This is a genomic window from Streptomyces sp. NPDC021100, from assembly GCF_044333095.1.
GTDB lineage: Bacteria > Actinomycetota > Actinomycetes > Streptomycetales > Streptomycetaceae > Streptomyces.
Map to the genome: position 1 here is coordinate 40,506 of NZ_JBIRQH010000023.1, position 19,894 is coordinate 60,399.

The 19,894-nt window shown below is 71.5% G+C and carries 17 protein-coding genes; 2 read left to right on the forward strand and 15 right to left on the reverse strand.

The annotated features are described in order from the left end of the window. Positions 1-550 precede the first annotated feature (550 nt). From ACH4PU_RS30430 to ACH4PU_RS30445, 4 genes are read right to left on the reverse strand one after another with little or no spacing between them, the layout of a single operon-like run. Positions 551-922 carry a hypothetical protein gene (locus ACH4PU_RS30430; protein WP_398279109.1) on the reverse strand — a complete coding sequence of 124 codons (372 nt, stop codon included), beginning with the start codon at positions 920-922 and terminating at the stop codon, positions 551-553. 27 nt (positions 923-949) lie between these two features. After that, positions 950-1,894 carry a replication-relaxation family protein gene (locus ACH4PU_RS30435; protein WP_398279112.1) on the reverse strand — a complete coding sequence of 315 codons (945 nt, stop codon included), beginning with the start codon at positions 1,892-1,894 and terminating at the stop codon, positions 950-952. A gap of 17 nt (positions 1,895-1,911) precedes the next feature. Next, the gene (locus ACH4PU_RS30440; RefSeq protein WP_398279115.1) at positions 1,912-4,107 is read right to left on the reverse strand and encodes an ATP/GTP-binding protein; all 2,196 of its coding nucleotides are present in this window, start codon (positions 4,105-4,107) and stop codon (positions 1,912-1,914) included. Further along, positions 4,104-4,562 (reverse strand): hypothetical protein, encoded by a 459-nt coding sequence (locus ACH4PU_RS30445; protein WP_398279118.1) that lies wholly within the window; start codon positions 4,560-4,562, stop codon positions 4,104-4,106. The genes ACH4PU_RS30440 and ACH4PU_RS30445 overlap by 4 nt, the downstream gene beginning before the upstream one ends. A 264-nt stretch (positions 4,563-4,826) precedes the next feature. Between ACH4PU_RS30445 and ACH4PU_RS30450 the strand changes: the two genes are divergently transcribed. Then, positions 4,827-6,092 carry a competence protein CoiA family protein gene (locus tag ACH4PU_RS30450; protein WP_398279121.1) on the forward strand — a complete coding sequence of 422 codons (1,266 nt, stop codon included), beginning with the start codon at positions 4,827-4,829 and terminating at the stop codon, positions 6,090-6,092. Positions 6,093-6,280: 188 nt separating this feature from the next. Here ACH4PU_RS30450 and ACH4PU_RS30455 read toward each other — a convergent pair whose 3' ends face one another. Together ACH4PU_RS30455 and ACH4PU_RS30460 are read right to left on the reverse strand one after the other, a co-directional pair. After that, entirely contained in the window at positions 6,281-7,012 is a 732-nt protein-coding gene (locus ACH4PU_RS30455; RefSeq protein WP_398279124.1) for a hypothetical protein, read from the reverse strand. A 60-nt stretch (positions 7,013-7,072) separates the two neighbouring features. Continuing rightward, positions 7,073-7,855 (reverse strand): hypothetical protein, encoded by a 783-nt coding sequence (locus tag ACH4PU_RS30460; RefSeq protein ID WP_398279127.1) that lies wholly within the window; start codon positions 7,853-7,855, stop codon positions 7,073-7,075. Between the two features lie 237 nt (positions 7,856-8,092). On the opposite strand from ACH4PU_RS30460, the gene ACH4PU_RS30465 reads away from it, so the two are divergent. Further along, positions 8,093-8,398, forward strand: a complete 306-nt coding sequence (locus ACH4PU_RS30465; RefSeq protein ID WP_398279130.1) for a hypothetical protein — start codon at positions 8,093-8,095, stop codon at positions 8,396-8,398. A 63-nt stretch (positions 8,399-8,461) separates the two neighbouring features. Here ACH4PU_RS30465 and ACH4PU_RS30470 read toward each other — a convergent pair whose 3' ends face one another. The 9 genes from ACH4PU_RS30470 to ACH4PU_RS30510 form a co-directional block, all read right to left on the reverse strand. Continuing rightward, positions 8,462-9,601 (reverse strand): C40 family peptidase, encoded by a 1,140-nt coding sequence (locus ACH4PU_RS30470; protein ID WP_398279133.1) that lies wholly within the window; start codon positions 9,599-9,601, stop codon positions 8,462-8,464. After that, positions 9,598-11,844, reverse strand: coding sequence for a hypothetical protein (locus ACH4PU_RS30475; protein WP_398279136.1), 2,247 nt, complete (start codon positions 11,842-11,844; stop codon positions 9,598-9,600). The genes ACH4PU_RS30470 and ACH4PU_RS30475 overlap by 4 nt, the downstream gene beginning before the upstream one ends. Beyond that, positions 11,841-14,390 (reverse strand): ATP-binding protein, encoded by a 2,550-nt coding sequence (locus ACH4PU_RS30480; protein ID WP_398279139.1) that lies wholly within the window; start codon positions 14,388-14,390, stop codon positions 11,841-11,843. Before ACH4PU_RS30480 ends, ACH4PU_RS30475 begins: the two co-directional genes overlap by 4 nt. Further along, the gene (locus ACH4PU_RS30485; RefSeq protein WP_398279142.1) at positions 14,390-15,019 is read right to left on the reverse strand and encodes a hypothetical protein; all 630 of its coding nucleotides are present in this window, start codon (positions 15,017-15,019) and stop codon (positions 14,390-14,392) included. Before ACH4PU_RS30485 ends, ACH4PU_RS30480 begins: the two co-directional genes overlap by 1 nt. Then, positions 15,016-15,303 carry a hypothetical protein gene (locus ACH4PU_RS30490; RefSeq protein ID WP_398279145.1) on the reverse strand — a complete coding sequence of 96 codons (288 nt, stop codon included), beginning with the start codon at positions 15,301-15,303 and terminating at the stop codon, positions 15,016-15,018. Before ACH4PU_RS30490 ends, ACH4PU_RS30485 begins: the two co-directional genes overlap by 4 nt. A gap of 15 nt (positions 15,304-15,318) precedes the next feature. Further along, the gene (locus ACH4PU_RS30495) at positions 15,319-16,407 is read right to left on the reverse strand and encodes a conjugal transfer protein (protein ID WP_398279148.1); all 1,089 of its coding nucleotides are present in this window, start codon (positions 16,405-16,407) and stop codon (positions 15,319-15,321) included. After that, on the reverse strand, positions 16,404-16,676 hold the full coding sequence (locus tag ACH4PU_RS30500) for a hypothetical protein (RefSeq protein ID WP_398279151.1): 273 nt from the start codon (positions 16,674-16,676) through the stop codon (positions 16,404-16,406). Before ACH4PU_RS30500 ends, ACH4PU_RS30495 begins: the two co-directional genes overlap by 4 nt. A gap of 57 nt (positions 16,677-16,733) precedes the next feature. Beyond that, the gene (locus tag ACH4PU_RS30505) at positions 16,734-17,627 is read right to left on the reverse strand and encodes a hypothetical protein (RefSeq protein ID WP_398279154.1); all 894 of its coding nucleotides are present in this window, start codon (positions 17,625-17,627) and stop codon (positions 16,734-16,736) included. Between the two features lie 559 nt (positions 17,628-18,186). Beyond that, positions 18,187-19,695, reverse strand: a complete 1,509-nt coding sequence (locus tag ACH4PU_RS30510; RefSeq protein WP_398279157.1) for a DUF2637 domain-containing protein — start codon at positions 19,693-19,695, stop codon at positions 18,187-18,189. Positions 19,696-19,894 lie beyond the last annotated feature (199 nt).

Consider the following 19,894-nt stretch of genomic DNA (forward strand, 5'->3'; position numbering starts at 1 on the left):
CAGCTGGCCCGGTGGGGACCGGGCGCGGTGGCCGGGGCAGCGAGTGCGGGCCTTGGGGAAGGACCGCGGAGGCGCTGCCTCTTCGTGGGTTACGTCATGAGGTCCCCCTCACGGGGGCCGGAGGCGCGCCCGCATGCGTTCTGGCATGCGAAAGTCCACCAGGTGGCCGGAGTCTGACACGGCGTCTTCCTGGCGGCGCTTGTAGAGCCCCAAAGCCTGGGGCGGGTACGCTGCACCGCAGCGAGGCCTCGTTTTCCTCTTTTGCTCGGTCTCGCAGTGTGCGGGACCTTTTCCTGAGCGTCTTCTCGCACTGGCCGGCCCCGGCAGCTCCACAGGTGGGGAACCTGAGTTGCTCGGGGCCATTGCCATGTCCGAGAGCCCCGTCTTCTGCCTTTCGGAGGCGGAGATCGGTGCGGGACACACACTAGACCCCTGGGTGCGGATCGCGGCACACCCCTTCACGGGGCCCTCCCCCGTGTCGGCCAACCGGCCTTGATGGTGCGTCGGTTCACCGGATCGGAGGTCCGGTCCATCTCCGGTTGACGTTTGGTTAGGTGGCATATCCGTGCTCCTGCTGGCTTTCGTTGCCGGCTGCGTGGTTGAGGAATGTCCGTGTGGATTGGCTGGTTGAGGGGCTTTCGAGTAGCTCCTCTATGGAGCCGCGGCCGCCGGTCTGATGGGCCCACGCCCGCAGCAGCTCCGTGATGATGGGGCGCGCGACGAGGCGGAATTCCTCGGGGCATGACTCCCGGCTGGCCAGCCGGTCGAGGCGGCCGGTATGGACGCGCGTGGCCAGTAGTTCCGTGATCAGGGGCGAGAACATCCGGTGCAGCGGGATGTCGTCGAGTGCCGCGCAGGCGTGCGGGGCTTCCCTTGCGGCGGGTGCGGGCCTGGTGCGCTGGGTGAAGCGGCGCAGGAACACGGGCGATCTCCTTCGGGTGACAGCGGGTCAGGCGGCGGCGACAGATGTGCGCAGCCAGGCGTCGGTGGGGGTGGCCGGGCCGAGGACGGGCGTGAAGATGGGGGCGAAGGGGCCGTCCGCGCGGAGGTCTTCCAGGGTGGTGACGCCGGCGCGGACGGCGGTGGTGGCGAGGGCGGGGTTGGCTGCCGCGAGGCTGCGCAGGTCGGCGATCCGGCGTTCCAGGCGGGCGCGGCCGGCGCCGGTGAGGACGAGCAGCAGGCGGGGGAAGGCGGGGTAGCGGCTGCGCCATGCCGGGGTGCCGGTGGTGCGGCGGGGGGTGCGGTTGCCGCTGCGGGGTGCCGTGCTGGGCGTGTAGTCGTGGAACGCAGCGTAGGCGTGGAGTTTCTGCGCGAGGCGGGCGACGGTCATCTGGCAGCGGTCGACCTCGGCGAAGAAGGTCAGCAGGGTTCGCTGACGCTGGCGTTCGTCGGTGTGTACGTAGCTGATGACGGCGTCGGGGATCAGGGTCAGGTCCTCGCCGGGGCGGTCGTCGTCGCGGTAGTAGTGCGCGATCTCCGGTGACCAGTCGAGTGGGCCGCATTCGTGGCCGGCCCGGCGGGCCCATTCGACGAAGGCCAGGCCGGTCTCCACGGTGGCCAGCGTGTGCTCCTGGAGGGGGCCCGCTGCTGCCTGGGGGCTCATGCGGTACGGGCGCGCGGGCAGCAGTCCGGTGGCTTCGACGGCTTCGGCGCCGGCCGGGGTGAGCCACCACAGCAGGTCGCTCTGTCCGTGGGCGCGGCGGCCGACGACGCCGGCGAGCCCGGCCCGGCGGACCTGGTGGAGCTGTCGGCGCAGGTACTCCGAGGTGGTGTGGTGCGGGGTGAGCAGACGGTGCAGCTGCCGGGTGGAGACCAGTCGGTGCTGGTAGAGGACATCCATGGCCTGCTGTCCGAGCAGGCCGACCCCCAGGGAGGGGGACGGGGCGTAGGGCATGGCGGGCTCCGCGGGCGTCAGTCGATGACGGTGGTCGGGTCGGCGTCGGCCGGTCCGGGACCGGGCCGGCCGGTGAAGAAGGCGCGGATGTCGTCGTCCAGGACCTCGAGGTTGGCGACGATCTCGCCGACGGTGCGCCGCTGGAGGTTGGCGTCGATCGCCGCGTCGAGGTCGGGGATGCCGTCGGGGTTGTTGTAGTGGGCGAAGATCTCCTCGACCGGCAGGCCGCGGACACGGAAGGGCTTGGTGCGCTGGCCGTCGAGCGCGATGGACATCACGTAGTGGTACTTGGGCAGTTCGGTGATGACCTCGGGGGTGACGTGGTCGTTCCAGCGGCGGGCGACGAACGCGGCCTCGTCGTAGTCGGCAGCACACGTCGACAACATCGACTGGTTTTGCAGCAGCGCCTGCCTGGTGACGGCGCTGAGCCGCAGCGCCATCTGCGTCATGCCGACGAAGCGGACTTCGTACTTGCGCAGCTGTTCCGAGATGGCCGCCACGAACCCCCGGGAGGAGGAGTCCACCGCCGTCAGCTCATCTCCCCAGGCCCAGAACGTCTTGCGCTTCTCGCGGGGGGTGTCCTGGCGGGACAGCCCGGCACGGTGCAGGTCGTGGATGAGCAGGCAGGCGACCAGCGCGTCGGCCTCCGAGCCGGACGGGCAGATGAAGACGATGCGTCCGGTGTCCATGGCCGTGCGGACGTCGTAGCTGGAGCGCGGGCTGCCGAAGTATGCGCTCAGGCTCAGCGACGTCTCCAGGCGGTCGATCACGTAAGTGACCGTGGGCACGGCGTCCTTGGGGAGTGCGGGGAAGGTGGTGACCCAGTAGTCCCGCATCTTCCGCGGCAGCAGCGGCAGCAGCGCTTCGCGCCAGGTGTCGTCGGTCAGCCAGGTCCGCACCTGGAAGAGGGTCGGCTGGAGATCGGGACGGCCGGCCTTCACCGCGCGCAGGGCCAGGAAGGCGAGGGCCTGCGCGGCGCGGGCCAGGATCGTGCGGGCCCGGGGGGCGTGGTCGCCCCAGTCCTGGGCGGCGGCGATGCCGTCGACCACCGACCGGACGATGTCCTGGATCTGGGTGGCGTCCCGGCCCTCCATCGACAGCGGGTTCCAGGAGGCGACGCGCTGCTCCAGCGTGGGGGTGGCGAGGTTGATCTCCCAGACCCGGTCCATGACCCCGGCGTGGGCCAGGTACGGCTTGGCGCGGACCCACGCTTCGCCGTGCGGGTCCAGGAACCAGCAGCCGTATCCCGCGTGGGCGAGCGCGATGGCCTGTACGAGGGCTTCCTCGGTTTTGCCGTGCCCGGCCTTGCCCAGCTGCAGGCCGAACAAGAAGTCCTTGACCCTGGCGGCGCCGATCCGCTCCCGGCCGTCGGGGTAGACCACGGCGCCGAGCGGCACGAGGTCCGCCTGCCCCGTGTAAACGGGCAGGTTCGCCGGCGCGGGCGGCACCAGGCCGCCGCACCGGACGATGGACGGCGAGGAGCACCGCGCGGTGGGCGGCTTGAGCAGCCAGGCGAGCTCGGGCACGGTCAGCCACTGCCGCTTGCGCGGATTGAACTCCCCCGTGGCGAAGCGCCGGTCGAAGGACTCAACAGCGCGGCGCGAGCGCGGCCGGCGAGGCTGGAGGTAGTTCTCACCGCTCGTCATGGCCATCACCGCCAGCAGCTGGTGCATGCGCGCCAGCGCGGCCTGCGGGTGCGAGGCCACGGTCCGCAGCAGGATCTGGACGCCGAAGACCACACCGGAGCCGGGTTCGAACTTCCCTACCTGGTCACGGAGATCGGTCATGCGCGGCAGGCGGTCGCCGCGCCACGCCCCGGAGCCGCCCTTCGAGCCGCCGCTCCACGCAGAGGCCATCGACTCCCACACGCCGCTCCCCCCGGAGCCGCTCCCCATGACACCGGTGAGCCGCTCGCCGTAGGCGGAGGGACCGCGGCGGCGGGCTGTGGCCAGCAGTCGGCGTCGCCGCCGCGCGAGGCGGCGTTCGCTGACCGGCACCAGGTCGATGCACACGTCCGCGCGTTCCCCGGCTTCGGCGCGCACGCTGGAGAAGGCGGTGGCCAGCTGCTGGAGCGGGTCCGGGTTCAGGCTCAGCTTCTCCAGCGGCTTGTAGTCGGGCAGCCCCAGCACCAGCTCCACCCGTTCCACGTACGCCCCGCCGCTCCGACTCCCCCCGCTGCCCGGGGACTTGGCGAGGATGACCGGCGCCGTCACCGCTGCTCCCCGCGCTGGTCCGGGATGACGAAGCGGACCGGCTGGAGCTGCGAGGCGCTGGACGACGCCGAGCGGACCTCGACCTCCGCGTGGCTGGGCATGCGCAGCACCGCGGCCGCGGTGTCCGGCCCTTCCAGGTAGCAGCGCATCTGCCCGTTCTCGGCGGAGTACCGCAGGCGGGCGGCCGCTCCCCGCGCGGGGACGTGCGGGGCGGCGTAGCGCACCCGGCCCAGATGCTGGGCAGAGCGGCTGATCTCCCCCAGGCCGGGGTCGAACGTGCTCGTGGGTACGAGCTCCACGCGTGTCCGGCGACCGAGGGCGTGCTGGACGCGGCGGCCGCGCTGCAAGGCCATCACGAGCGCGGTTCCGCCGACCACCAGGACGACACCGGCGAGGTACGGGGCGGCGTGGGCGATCCAGTGGGCGGTCTCGAGGATGTGGGACGGGTCGGTCATGGAAGGAACCTCCAGTGAGGGAGCCGCTTTCACCCCGACCAAGTCCGGCGGCCCAGCCCGTCCAGACACCCACCCATCACGCTTTGCCTCTTCTTTGCGAACTTGCCAGGCTCCTCAGGAGATTCCTCCCTCTTCAAGCGCTTTGTTCGCAACGCTGAAGAGCGCCCCGGGGCCCGGCTCTACGGGAGTCCGGCTTCCGCGACACCGTGTCAGTGTCCGGGCGCATCATGTCCCGGGAGCCGGAGACGGCGGGGAAGGGGACCGGTGCAGTTCACTGCGGAGCACGCCGAGTGGGGGCGGGTGGACATCACCCTGGACGATCTGGGCTGCGGCCGGTCGTGGGAGGAGATCCACCGGGTACGCAGCGTGGAACTGGCCTGCCCGGAGTGCAGAGGCCAAGTCCGCGCCCGGGTGTCCAAGCTGGGCACCCGGCACCTCTACCACCGCACGAAACCGCCATCGTGCGCGCTGGCGAATGAATCGCTGGAACACCACCTGCTCAAGCTGGAGCTGGTGACCTGCGCCCGCGATGCGGGCTTCCGCGCCGAGCTGGAGGTCGCCGCGCCCACCGGGGAATGGCGGGCGGACGTGATGGTCTTCCGCTCGGACGGCACCTGGCTGATGGCACTGGAGGCCCAGCTGTCGCCCATCACCGTGGAGGAGATCGCGGCGCGCACCGGTCTGTACGAGCGAGACGGTGCGACCGTGTGCTGGTTCGGTCTCCGGCCGCGCCCGTGGGTGGGCACCGTGCCGACGCTCCTGGTCCAGGCCCCGGAAGAGCAAGAGCAGGTGTGGACGGTGACGGCCGGCCTGGCGCGCTTCCGTGACTGGCCGGTGAGCTGGTCGTCAGCTGGGGCGACGCTGCGCGAGGCGGTGGCGTGGATGCTGACGGGCCGAATAGTGCCGCACGCACCCGTCGCCAGCAGCCGGCGCGTCACCAATGAGGGCGAGTGGGGCGAGTGGGCGGACGGCTGGACCCGGTTCTGGAACGACGCGTGGCGCCTGTGGTGGACGGCCCCCGCCTACGCAGCCCGCGACGCCGAGTGCGCCCGGGAGCAGGCGGAGGCCCGGCGCCGGCGGGAGGCGGAGGAGAAGGCCGCGGCGCAGCAGCAGGCGGCCACGGCGCGGGAAAAAGCCCAGAAGAAGGCTGCCAAGGACCGCGCGTACAAGGTGTTCTGGGGCCGCACGGGCCTGGATCGGCAGGCGTGGCGGTACTTCCGGGCCATGGCCGAGATGTACTTCGACCTCGACCTGGTCTTCGGCGCCCCGGACGCGCGGTACGGCGACGGCAGGCCGGTGTACGAGCGCGGCGGACCCGACGGCGAGGACTGGACGCTGGTCGGCGTGGCCTGCCCGGACCCGCGCCGGCTGCGGGCCTGGGCGGAGGAACTGGCCCTGCTGGTCCCCTCCCACGCCGACCTCGACGACCTCGCAGGCCGGGCGTGGGCACCGTTCCAGGTCTACGTCCTCGACCCGTACACCGGCGAGATGGACCACGAGCGCATACTGCCGGCGCCCGTCACCCCGTAGCCCGGTCGCGGCGCCAGGGACGTGCGCCCCGCAGCCAGCCGGGCTGCGTGCCGCAGCCCCGGGGCGGACACCGGGTCGGTGGAGGCAGATACAGTTAAGGGGTGTCCGCAGCCAGCTCCAATGGCTGCGGACACCCCTCGTTTCACGCCCGTGCGTCAGCGGTCGGCGGCTTCCCGCACGGGCGAGGGTCAGGCGCGCGCTCGCAGGTGGCGGATCTGGGCGCACGGCCCGGTGGTGGCGCAGCGCGATTCCCAGGTGATGACCGGGTTGTTCACGCCGTACTCCTTGTTGGCGACCTGCTGCGCGACCTCGGCGAAGCGGGGGTCGACGGGACGGCACCGGTCGACGTGGCTGCGGACGTGCAGCCGGGCGTTGCGGGCGCTCCAGCGGCGGTCTTGCGGGCCGCGGTTGGGCATGCCGGCCTCGTGGTCAATGTCCGGGGTGGGGTGGCAGCGCTCGCAGTGGAAGCCCACCATCGGCGTCTTCTCACCGTCGGTGTCGTCCTTGAGGTACTCGTACACGGTGACCTTGCCGCCCAGGGGGTGGTCGAACTCGGTGACGATCCCTTCCCCACCCGGGTTCCAGGTGTTGGCGGGGATGTAGTCGTCCCAGCCCGTCCCGTGCGGCCAGAACGCGTACATCACACCCTGGTCGGGGTCGAGCACGGCGGTGCCGTCGGTGTTGGCGGCGCGGTACTCCTCGATCTGGCGGACAGAGCCGATGTAGATGACCGAGTGCTCCTCGGACTCCAGGAACGCCAGCCCGTACCCCTCGGGGCGGCGGTGCTCCTCCCGGATGAACTCCTGCATCGTCTCGAACTGCGGGTGCTCGGGGGTGAGGAAGCCGGTGAAGGGAATCCGGTACCGGTCGGCGCCGGTGACGTAGGTGGGGTTGTTCTCGCTGACGGTGTGCACGGCCATGGTGCTGCAACTCCTTCGCTTCATGGGTGGTTCGGCGGGGATGGCTCCGGGCTTCTTCTGCTACCGGCTGGCGGACTGGCCCAGGCCAAGGGTCTCGGCGGCGATCCGACGGCGGCGCGCGTGGGCCTGGTCGAGGGCGGTGTGCAGCTGCTCGGCGACGTCGTCGGGGCTGATGGTCAGCGGCTCGACCGGCGGGTGACCGCTGGTCAGGATCTGCTCGTACGCGGCCCGCCGGGTCTCGGTGTCCTGATTGAAGGGCACCTTCACGGCGTCGGCTGCGCGGTCCTTCCACATGTCGATGGCGATCCCGGCGTCATCGACGGCCACGACGTAGGCGTGGTGCGCGGCCAGCCAGTTGGCCGCATTGCTCAGTGCCTCCCAGCGCGTCTCGACCAGGTGGAGGGCGCGGTCCCGCTCCTCGCGGGCGACCTGCTCCTCCATCAGCCGGGGGCGAAGGGTGTTGTAGTCGCGCAGGGTGTCCATCAGGGCCAGCAGGCGGCTGTGCTCGACGCCCGGGCTCGCGTCCGGGTGCTCGTCGATGAAGCGGTGCACGGCGTCCATGAACTGTCGGGGCTCGTTGCCGTCCAGGTTCAGGCCGGTGAAGCCTTCCAGAGTCACGGGGCTGATCTGCATGGTGCTCTCCTTCGCGGGACGGCGGTCGGGGTCGATACCCCGGGACCGCAGGTCGGCGTAGACCGTGGGCCGACTGACGCGTGCGGCCTCGGCGAGTGCGGAGATGTTGGTCTCTCCGGCGTCCCAGGCAGTGGCGATCAGTTCGGCCCGGCGGCCGGGGGCGGACCAATGGCGCAGTGCGGCCATCGCTTCGGCTCGTGTCGTGCTCACACCCCGAGAGTGCTGTAAAACTGCTTTACATGGCAAGTCACTTGACACTGATCGGCCGGATTCCGCCCTCCGGGTGGCCGGAGTCTGGGTGACAACACGACTGCGAACTCGACCCTGGTGACAAAAAGTCCGAGCAGATGGTGACAACTACCGCTGCGAACTCGACCGCGACGACCAGGCCAGAGCACCATCGGCATACCCGTGCTGAGGTGCAGGGGCTGGTGCAAGCATTGGGCTATGAGCGACAGCGACGCCAGGACCATGATCAAAGAGCTGACCGAGGAAATCGCCTTGGCCACGAGCGGCCTCGGCGGCGCGATGATGGGGATCGCTGACTCGTACATGGAACTCGCTTACGGCGCAGGCCGGGGTTACGGGGTTCACTCCCAGTACCGGGAGAACAACCTCAACACCGGCAAACCGGTATCCGACCTGGCCCACGAACTTGCGGCCTGGGCTGCCGAGATCAACGCGAAATCTGCTGCTCTCGACGCCAAGCGCGAGATGCTCAAGCGTCTAAAGGCCGCCACCGGGCTGGCCTGAGTCTGCGCGGTCCAACTTCGGTGGCACGCCGTCCACCTTCGCTGTCACAGATCATCTGTCTGTCTACGGCGCAACCCGCCGGGCCGCCAACAAAACTCCGTGTCCAGCAATCTTGGCCACCTCCACCACCCGGCCTGGGCGCGGCGCGTGGACCAGCAATCCGTCGCCCAGATAGAGAGCGACGTGTTCGGGCCGCGCGGCGCTGCCTTCGGTGAAGACCAGGTCGCCGGCCTGCAGTGCATCCAGGGGTGCAGGGCGGCCCTCGTTGACCTGGTCGTAGGTCGTGCGGGAGAGCTGGATGCCCGCGACGCCGTAGGCGCGCTGCATCAGGGATGAGCAGTCGCAGTGGTCGGCGGGGCTGGGACCGTGGGGGTTGGTGCAGCTGCCGCCCCACTGGTACGGGGTGCCGAGCTGGCCAAGTGCCCACCGGATCGCGGCACGTGCGGCCGGGGGCGCGGTGATGGGGATCTGGTAGCCCGCCGGGAGCGACCCCGCAGGAATGGTCCCGTAGCCGGCCCCATCCGGCTGGCCAGGGCACACCCGGCCTCCGGTGGCACCGGCCATCCCGGGAACGGCGGGGGCTGCGCCGAGGGTGGGGGCGATGGCCTGCTGGAGAGCGGTGGCCAGCCGCTCGTGCTGGGCGTACGCATCCGGCGTCGCGGAGGCCTGGACCGTCTGCGCGGCCACGGTGAGCGGCATCTTCTCCCAACCGTCCACGGCCTGCAGGGCCTTGTAGAACTTCGTGGAGCTGTAGACGGGGTCGAGTATCTGCTCGCGGCTCCCCCAGCCCTGGGACGGGCGCTGCTGGAACAAGCCGATGCTGTCGCGGTCGCCGTAGGTGAGGTTGCGCAGGCCGGACTCCTGCAGGGCGGTGGCGAGCGCGATGACCTGGCCGCGAGCGGGAATCTTCAGCTGGATGCCGGTGGCGATGATCACCCGTGCGTTGGGGATCTGCTCCTTGGGATCCGGCAGCCCTTCGACGTTCACCTCGCTCTTCGCTCCCGCCAGGATCGCGTGGACCTGCTGGGCCACGGCGCTGGTGTCGACGTCCGTGCCGCCCGCAGGGGCGGCGCAGCGGTTCTTGAGGCGGGTCGCCGCTTCGGCCTGGTTCTGCCCCAGGCCTGCGACGTGCACGGCGACGGCGGCCATGAACAGGATGCTCAGCAGGGTCAGGGCGGCGAAGCCGATCAGAACCTTCTTCATGGGCCGGTCCTGGGCGGGGTGCGGCGGGGGTGGCGCGCCAGACGCTGACGCAGTTGCTGCTGGCGTGGTGAGGCCGCGGGCTGGATCGGCATGTGGTGGCGCGGGGAGGGCCGTTGGCCGGCGGCACGGCGCGGGGCTGCCACGGGGCGGGGCGGGTGTGCAGGCTGTGGTGGGTGTGCGGGCCTGGGGGGATAGGCGGGCCTCGGTGGAACCGTGGGCCGGGGCGGCACGGCGCCGGGCCGTGGGCCGGGGCGGCCGGGTGCGGCGCTGGCGGGGCGCCGGTTTTGCGGGGCGGGCCGGGGCCTGCCGGCGGGTCGGGCCGGCGGGCGGGTGCGGCCGCCCCGGCGGCCGGTGCTGAGGCGGGACATCAGCGCGGTGGCGCCGACGGTCTGGGGCATCGCGTAGCCGAGGGCGGCCAGCGGGTTGCCCGCGGCGATGGCGGTGGTGGCCAGCGCCCCGCGGACCAGACCGCGGGCGGCGGCGCGACCGACCCGGGGGCGTTGGGTGACGGGGTCGGAGCTCGGGGTGAAAGGCGAGCCGTTGGTGCCGCCGATGCGGCCGGCCGACATCTTGCCGCGGAAGTTGCCGGCGATCTGCTTGGACCTGGCCGTGATCTGCTTGCGCTTCTTCACCGCCGCGATGCACACGATGTCCACCGCCAGGAACCGCAGGGTCAACTCGCGTCCCCAGTCGGTCTGTACGGGGTCGAGGACGGCCTGGATGACGACGATGAAGACGGCCAGGGCGATGACGGACCACAGCATCTGGCCGAGGGACCGCAGGACCGAGGCCGCCCAGTCCCACAGGAATCCGCGCCCGGCACCCGGGATGGTGCCGGCGACCAGGGCGGCCTCGCCGCGGATGGCATCCCAGGCGATGCGCACCTGCGCGACGAGGAAGCTGCCGGCGAGGGCGGCGATGAGCACGCTGACGATGACGGCGGCGACCAGGAGGAAGAAGGCGCCGCCCACCTTGTCGAGGGAGGCCTTCTTGGCGGCGTCCACGTTGCCGGGGACGCACTTGTCCTCAAAGGCGTCCATCGGCGGGTCGCCGAAGTGGTCAACTGCCCAGCGGCTGCCGAAGTCGATCATCCAGTCGTTGACGGTCCCGGTGGCCCCGGACAAGTCGAGGTAGTCGTAGGCAAGATGCCCGAGCTTCTTGAGCTTGGACACGCGGGAGGAGAGCGCGCGGTCGTAGGCGAGCTGCCGGAGTTTGGTGTCGGAGTATTCCTGGGCGCACTTGCCTTTGAAGACGCGGCCGTACTGCAGGAGCATCGCCGGCTGGACCACGAAAGAATTGACGATGGCGTTGGTCAGCGGCCGGGCCAGCTCGGCCGGGCTGGCCTCGGTCGAGTGGCTCTGAGGGTTGACGGGGTCGGCGCCCAGGATGACGGCGGCGACCTCCAGGGACAGGCCACGGGCCGCCGCGATGGCGCCGTCGTGCTCCCCCATCAGGGCCTGCGGCGGGGACGCCAGGAGTGTCGTGGTGAGGGCGGCCAGGAGCAGGGAGAGGGCGGCGTCGCCCCAGCCCTTGGCCCGGTCGCCGAAGAAGATCCGGGCGGTGCAGATCAGTGCGCACACCGCGAGAGCGAGGGCGGGCAGGCCGAGTTCGAGGATGACGCGGTTGTGCAGAGAGTTCGCGACGGCGAGGGCCGGAGTGAGCAGGAGCTTGGCGAGGCCGAAGGACAGTGCCCAGAGGATGAGCCAGCAGCAGAACGCGATCAGCCATTTGGTGATCATGAAGAGGAGCTCGGTGATCAGGTTCTCAAGGCCCAGGTCCCAGTCGAGCCAGCCGCCAGTATCGGATTTCACGGTGTAGGCCGAGATGGGCAGGTTGTTGGCGTCGGTCACGTTGAAGACGCCGAGGACCCCGCCTTCGTTGGGCAGCAGCTTGCGCAGCCGCTCCGTCTCCTGCTGGAGCATCACCTCCCGCGCGGACTTCGACAGCTGCTCATTCTGCTGGCGCAGGAACTCCTCGAGCTGCTTGGTCTCCTCCGCAGAGGGCGGTCGCTGCCCGGGCTTCGGCACGGGCAGCGGGGCGTTCGGCGACGGCGATGCCGACGGGGAGGGGCTCGCGGACGGGGAATGCGACGGCGCGGGCGACGGGGTGGGGTCGGCCTGGGCCGGCAGAGAGGTCAGCACCGTCAGGACGGTCGCCGCGAGGGCAGCGAACACCATAGCCAGGCGCAGCCGGGACCATCCCAGCAGCCGCAGCCGTCCCCACCACCGTCTGAGGGCGCTCATGCCGCGGTCCGGTAGTCGTCTGGAGTGGTGTGGATCGCGGCCATCACCGCAGCGTCGGCCGGGATGAGAACCCGCATCAGGCCGATCCGGCCGGCCAGATCCCGGTACAGGCACTCCCCCGCCCGGGCCGCCTTCTCTTCCTCCGGCATGTCCGCATCGATCGGGGACAGACCGGTGGTGACCAGCTCCAGCAGGTCCGCATCACTCGCATCCACGCCGAGGAAGTCCAGGGCGCGTTCGGCCAGCGAGCGCGTGGTCTGGCGGAAGGCCATGCGGTGCGGGATCAGACCGCGGACGATGACGCCCTTCTCGGTCTCCGCCGGGCCGATGTCGTCAGGATCGTGGGAGGCCACGTACGCCGCGGCGTTGTGCTTGCGGCCGTCGCGCAGCAGCTCCAGGAGCAGCTCCAGGCCCTCGTCGGAACTCGTAAGCCACCAGCACTCGTCGAAGACCGCGACGCCGAACTCTTCCCTGGAGGCCATGACGGTCTCGCGGGCAACGGCGGCGATGAGGTACATCAGCGCCCTGCCCAGGACCTTTTCGAATTCCATCCGCTCGATGCGGTGGTCACTGGCCAACTCGGTCTTCTTCGGCAAGGCCAGGGCGTTCACAGCGAAGACGACGCTGTCCGCGCGGTGGGTGTCGACGACGGGCAGCGTCTCGTCGAAGACGACGGCGGCCAGGTCCTTGCGGGCAACGGCCTGCAGCTTGCGGGCCAAGGTCCGCGACGCCGGGTCCCCTCCCCCGCGCCTGGTGAGCTCGTCGATCAGGGCGCGCATGGAGGGAGCGGGCGCTTCGAGGACCGCCTGGACTGCCTCGGACAGGGCAACGCCCTCCAGGTCCATCGGCCTAACGCCCAGGAGCAGGGTCAGGAAGGACTCGCAGAAGCGCGCGGCCACCTTCGGGCTGCGGTCCACGTACAGCCGCAGCGGGTCCAGGGAGACCTCGGCGGCCTGGTCGATGCGGATGACCTGCGTCGTGCCCGGGCAGGCCCGGGCGAACCGCACCCACTCTTCTTGCTTCGTCCGGTCGACGATCACCGCGCGGCCACGGGAGCGGACCTTGCCCAGCAGATGACCGCGGGCCAGCACGTTGTACACGGCTGCCTTGAGGGCCACCGACTTTCCCGCGCCCAGCTCGCCGACGAACGCCATGGACCCGTTGGCGTTCTCCCGCGGGCCCCGCGTCGGGTCGATGAGGACGGGGCGCACTCCCCCGCTAGCGAGTTGGAAGCCGAACAGGGCGCCACGCTCGTCGCCCAGCTGCGAGCCGCACCAGGGCATGGCCATCGCGAAGTCGCGGGCGAGCAGGTACTGCGCATAGCCGGTCAGCACGCGGGGGGTGCGGGAGCCGGGAAGCATCGCGTGCCACAGGTTGGTCTGCTCCCCGACTGGGCGGGCGAAGGTGTAGTCGGTGCTGCCGAAGTCGGAGACGAGCGCGGCTGCACGGTCGCCTGCCTCGTCGGCGCTGGTGCCCCACACCGCGAGGGTGACCATGGCGCGGACTTCCACCTCGCGCGCGGAGGCCGTAAGCCTCTGCCGGTACTCGTCGTTGTCCTCCTGGTGCTGGACGGTGGAGGCCGGCGGCCCAGCCGGGTCGCCTTCGTACTCAGCGGCCTGGGCCTTCAAGTGCCGTGCCCGCTTGCGGGACTTCGCCTCCGCCTTGGCGCCGGGCGTGATCACCAGGCGGGCGGACCAGTCGACCGGGTAGGCGAGGTCATCGAGCTGCTGCAGGTACGCGGCCCCCGGCAGCGCGAAGGCTTCCGGCATCTCGGACAGAGCGAGCAGAGCCTGGTAGGAGTCGCCCCACTCGCTGGAGACCTGCACGTAGCGGCGTGCGAACGGGTTGCCGGGCGCGGTGCGCCGCTGCCCGAAGTCCGTTCCGCCTTCGGCGAGAAGCACCTCGCCCAGGGCCGCGACGGTGCGGCCGCGGCCGCGCACCGGCGCTTCGGTGCCGTCCGGCAGGAACGGCTCGGCCAGTCCCCGGCGGGCGCTGTGCCCGTAGATCCACAGGATCTCGGCCTCGGTGGCGGGCCGCATGGACACCCCGGAGGGCCACTGCGCCTGCATGCGCGCGGCCTGCTCGGTGCGCTGCGCGACTTCGGCCGCGGTGACGGGGGCGGGCATCAGGCCCAGCTGCAGGGCCACTTCCGCCTTGGCCGAGCGGAACGCGCCAAGCAGAGCGTCCTTGTGGGAGAGCGCCGGCAACGGCACGGCGAGCCAGTCGGTGCGCCCGGTGAGCTCCATCTCCTCCAGCTGGTCGAGCACGGCGTGGCCGAGCTGCTCGTACCGCGGGGAGCGCTGCAGATCGACGTCGGCCACCATGGCCCGCACCACGGCGACCGGGTCGACCTGCGGGCACAGGCTCAACAGCATCGGCTCGCCGGTCAGGGACTTCACCAGCGCCTCGAGCGCCTTGAGCCGGCGGCGCTTGGCGGCACTGGGTGCGTGCGAGTAGTTGGTTGCCGCGACCCGCCACACGGCCCAGCAGGTGCCGTGGGTGGTGAAGACGATGTTGTTGGAGACGTGGCGGATCGGCAGGCGCATTAGGACTCCTGTGCTGAACGGGACGGAGCGCGGCGGGCGAGCAGGGCCTGCACCCCCGAGGCCACCGGCACGCCGGACCGCGGCTCCGGGCGCGTCGGCTGCGGGACGGCCGGGGCGGGCCGGGCGGGGGCTCGGCGCGGCTGCGCAGCTGGGGCGGCGTCGTCCGCGGGCGGAGGAACGGCGGCCTGTGGGGCGGGGGTTCGCGCGGTGGGCTCGCCGAGGGTGACGACGACGCCGGTGCTGCGGGGGCTGACCGGGCGCCAGGGCCTGCCGTGCAGGCGTCCCCAGCGCGGGCCGGCCAGCATCATCACCACGCTGGCCGCGGCCGCGGCCGGGTTGCGGCCGTCGACGTGCAGGCGTCGCAGGGCGAAGGCGAGGCCGAACGGGACGGTCACCAGGACCACGAGGTCGACCAGGCCGTGCCCGCCCCAGAGCGGCCTGGTCAGGACGAGGGCGACAACTCCGGCGACCAGGGCGCCGAGTTGGGTGAGGGTGTAGGGGCCGAACGGCAGGCGAAAGCTCCGGCCCATGCCGCCCGGCACGGTGCCGACGACGACGGGGGTGCGGCGGGCCTTGGTGTAGCAGCGGCCGATGAGGTCACCGTCGGCGTCGTCGAGGACGGCAGTCATTGGTCACCGCGCCGGACGGTGGTGCCGCCGTCGTAGTGAGTGATGTCCTCAGACGTCTTGTCTTTCAGCGCCGCCATGTTGGCGGACAGGCCCCACACCACAGCGGCGAAGATGACCGCCATGATCGTGGGACCGGGCGCCTTGGTGCGCACGCCGACGACCAGGACGAAGAAGCCGCACAGGACAGGGATGCCGATGTTGAAGATCAGGCCCTTCAGGTCGGTGCCGAAGCCGCTGAGGGTGCCGATCCAGCCGGCGGCCAGGGTGACGGAGGCGGTGTGCATGAGTGCTCCCGGGGGTCAGTGCGTGGAGACGGGGCTGGGGGAGGCTGCGGCCGGGGTGGGGGCGCCGTCGAGGGAGGCGATCTCCCAGCGGCCGGCGCGGGCCGAGAGGGTCAGGGCGTAGGTGAGAGGAGTGCGCACTCCGTCCGCTCCGGCGGCACGGACGGTGGCGAGCAGCCGGAGCCGGGTGCCGTCCTCGGGAACGGTGGTGGCCTGCTCGGCGCTCACGCTCATCTCGCCTTCGACGGCCAGCTGGTCCACCGTGATGGCGCTGTAGGGCGCGGGCATGACGGGGCTGAGCCTGGTGCCGGGGGCGAGATAGCGGTCCAGTTCGCCGGAGCCGGTCAGGTAGGCGTTCAGGAACTCGGCGACGGCCTTGGTGCGGGGGTCCGCGGGAAGCGCGGGCCGCATCGGTCCATAGACCAGCTTGGGCGCCTGAATCCGGTCGACCGGGGCGACTTCGGCGGGCAGGGCCAGCGCGACGTATCCGGTCGCTCCGCCCGTCTGCGCGGCAGCGGCGACCGGGACCTGGAAGTACCGGACCGACTCCTTCTTCGCCTGCTGGCCGTTCGCGGGGCGTGCGGTCGACGTCGGCGTCGGGGCAGGGCCGTTGGGCGTGAGGCGGGCCGCCACCGTCACCGACCACACGTCAGCCTCGGTCTGCCGCAGCCGCACCACCGTCAGCTGCGCGGCCTTCTGCCGACCCGGCTCCCCTTCCAGACGGACGTCGGTGGCGGCCGGGTAGTAGGCGGCCAGCTTGTCCTGGTCCCCCTCCCCCGCTTCGACGAACGCGGCGACGAAGAGGGTGGCGAACCCGGCCGCGCCCTGGCTGCCCGTCGTGGCCGGGGCGGCCGGGGCCGTCTGCGGACGGACAGAGCCGGCAGTCGACGGGACGGATACGTACGCGGCCAGCCCCAGGAGAGGACCGGCGATCAGCAGGCCCCAGGCGGTCCAGCGCATCAGCACGGTGGTGTTGGCGCGGGCCCCGGTCGACCAGCCCCCGATCCCGACGTCCTCGTTTGCCGCGCTGTCGACCGCCCACTCCTCCACGGCATGCTCTGTCCCAGGAGTCTTGGCAGCGGTGCGCCGCTTGATCAGCCCCTTCATGACGCACCCCCGAGCGGCGCCGGGCGCAGGGAGTGGCCGGCCAGCTCGGCGATGCGCGTGCGCAGGTCCTCCTCAGGCCGCTGCTCGAGCACCCGCAGGGAGGCCAGGACGCCCTCGGCGTCGTTGGCCAGGAAGCGGCGCAGCTGGTCGTGGACGCCGCGGTCGAAGGGCGTGGCGACCAGCGCGGCGCCGAGGGCGACCAGCAGCCGCTGCGCGCTGGTGACGCGCTCCTCGTCCCGGTCCAGCCGGGCCGACGTGGTGGTGGGCAAGGATCTCTCCTCGATTCGCATCCGGGGCAATGACGGTCGTGCGGTGGGAACGCGGGGTCAGGACGCCGGGCGCAGGGCGGTGCGGAGCCGGCTGACGGCGCGGCTGCGGCGGCGCTGCCACGCCCCGGCGGTCGTGCCGGCGCGGGCGGCCGCGTCGGAGTCCGGGAGGGGACAGGTGCGGTAGTGCCAGGCGATGGCCCGCCCGTCGGCGATGCTCAGCTCGCCCTCCTCCATGGCGGTCAGGACGAGCTCGAGGAGTTCGAGGCGCGCGGCGGATGCGGTCACCTCGTCCAGCGCGTCGGCCTCGTCCAGGCCGGCGGCGGCCGCGGCGGCGCGCACCTCGCGGGCGTGGGCCAGCGTGGCGGGACCGGGTGCCGGGTCGGCCAGGTGGTCGGCGGCCGCCAGGTCCTCGCCGGCCGGCTCGTGGTCGGCGGCCAGGTCTCGGCACACCCGGCTCAGGGTGTCCAGCGCCAGGTTGGCGGCGGGCCGGCCGGGCCGGTGGTGGATGCGGCCGGAGCGCGCGGTCTCGTACAGCGCGGCGATGACGAGGTGGCCGACCGCTTCGAAGGTGCGGCCGCCGAAGGGCCGGACCTGACCGCGGGTCATGCGCACGGCGGCCGGGATCATCGCCTGCACGACGATGCGTGCGGCGAGGGTGGCCGATCGGTCATGGCCGGCGGCGCGGACGAGCAGAGCGCGAAGGACCGCGTCGGCCAACGCGTCGGACCGTCGGTCACTGGCCGGGCGCAGGGCGGCGAGGAGCTGCTCGGGGCCGAGGGCGCTGACCCAGGAATCGGTCACGGCTGCGATGTCGTCGGCCAGGTGATCGGCCATCAGCCAGTCGGCCACGGCGGCCCGTACGCGGGTGTCCGAGCACAGCGCCGCCCAGTCGGCATCCAGGTGGCCGAAGATCCCGGCGGCGGCGCGGGCGGGTCGTGACAGGTTGAGCACGGCACAGGCTCCTCTCGGATCTCGTGCCGTGAACTCTCCTCACGAGGGCATGCCCAAAGGCTTGCCCTCAGCGCGAAAGGAGCAGGCCACAGGCTTGCCCATTTCTGTATGGGGCTGGCGGGCAAGCCGCCCTGGGCGCTGGGCAAGCCCGCCATTTGGGTGGGCAAGAGGTGGGCAAGCCCGTACAGAGGGGTGGGCAAGAGGTGGGCAAGCCCGTACAGAGGGGTGGGCAAGCCCCTGACGCTGCGCGGTGGGTGGCCGATAGCGGGCCGGGCAAGCCGCCTCTCGTCGTGACCGGTGGCCGATGGCCGACGAATCGGCCGTGGCCGGTGGCCGATCGGGGGGCTATCGGCCACCGGCCACCATCGGATCGATGACCGGTCACCCTGGCCGACCGGTCATCGGCCACCGGTCATCGGTCACGGTGCCCGATCGGTCATCGGTCACCGGCCATCCGTATCGGCCATCGGCCAGGGCTGCTCGCCGGGCGTGACCGGCGCGCCCAACATGACGGTGGCCGATGCCTCTGGAGGCATCGGCCACGTGGTGCAGTGTCCGGTCAGGAGCGGTCGCCGACGGAGCGCAGCCGGGGGCGCGGCTGCTGCCGCTGTTCTTCGTCCCGGAGTTCCTTCGCTCGCGTCAGTACCCGTTGGCCGGTCCGCGGAGAGACATCGAGTCGGCGGGCGACCTCTGCACCGGTCAGCTTCTCCCCGGCGTCCTCGGCCTCGGCCACCCAGCCCGCCACCATGACGATCCGCTCCTTCTCGGGGTCGGCGTCGGCCTCCTGGGTCTGCTGCTCGGGAACGCGGGCCGTCGCCGCCCCCGTGTCGGTGACGGAGGCCGGCCACTCCCCCGGCGGCGCCTCTGGTGCCCTGGCCGTGACCGACTCCGGCGACGGCGACACGTCGGCCATCGGCTGCTCCGGCCACCGGTCACGCGCATCGTGACCGGTGGCCGATCCGGCGGGCACCGTGGCCGGGCCGCTGTGCGGCTGCGGAGGGGTGACCGGTTCGGCCAGCCAGTCGGAGAGGGGAGCCGTCGGCCGAGGGAAGCCTTCATGGCCGATGGGCACTGCCGGATCGGTCATGGCCGCACCGGATGGCGACTCGACGGGATCGGTCATCGCTACGTGGCCGGTCACTTCGGCCACGGGATCGTCGGCCACCGGGTCGGCCACCGGATCGGTCATGGCCGGCGCATCAGTCGGCCACTCCCCCGGCCGCGCATGTTCAGCATCGGGTGCGTCCGTGGCTTCCGTCATGGCGTCAGCACCCGTGTCCTGTCGGCTCCTCTCGGACCGCTCGTCGGTCGGCCGTCCGGACTCGGAGGGGGCGCCGGGTTGCCCGAGTTCGAGCCCGGCCGCCAGGAGCACCTCCGGCGCGGTCTCGGAGAGGGGGATCCCGTAGCGGGCCAGTCGGAGAGGCAGCAGCATGTCCACGGGCGCCGTCTTGCGCCAGTCGTCCCCGTAGTCGCGATGCAGCATCGCCTCGTAGACCAGGCGGTGCTGCTCCAGCCGGACGGCGTCCTTGTAGGAGCGGATCTCCCAGAGCTTCATGGACCGCCACAGCTTGAACGTGGGCAGAGGCGACAGCATCCAGCGGGAGCGGCGGACCCCCTCCATGTGGCGGTCGGCGGTGATGTCGGCGATCCGCCCGATGGCGTGTCTGCCGGCCTCGATGGGGCCTACGAAGAGGAGCGGGATTGCCGCGTGCATCGCCACGCCGAGCGGATCGCCCCACGAGGCCGCCGCGTTGAAGACGATCGTGGCCACGGTCAGCAGCCAGGCGACCTGCCTCAGCAGGGGGAGCGGGATGCGGAGCCAGGTCAGCAGCAGGTCGAGTGACAGCAGAACGCAGATGCCGGCGTCGATGCCGATCGGGAAGATCGCGGAGAAGCGTCCGAAGCCGTGTTCCTGTGCGAGCTGCCGTACGGCGCTGTAGGACCCGGCGAAGCCGATCGCAGAGATGACGATCACCCCGAGAACGACCACCGCGATGAGAACGCGGTGTGCCCGGGTGAGTGTTGGTACCTGCTGCCCCGCGGTCACGTGCTGCTGCCTCTCCTGCATCAGAGCCTTCGAACTGATCGGCAATCACACTCTCACGCCTCAGTCCCTGTTCACTCACCTTCACGTCATGCCCACTGACGATCGTCAGCTAAAAGTGATCAGCGAAGGCCGTGCGCGGCAGGTACGACCGGCCCGAGACCGGGTCCGGAATTTACGGCGTAAAGATTCAGGCCCTGGACCGTCGTGGTCCAGGGCCTGA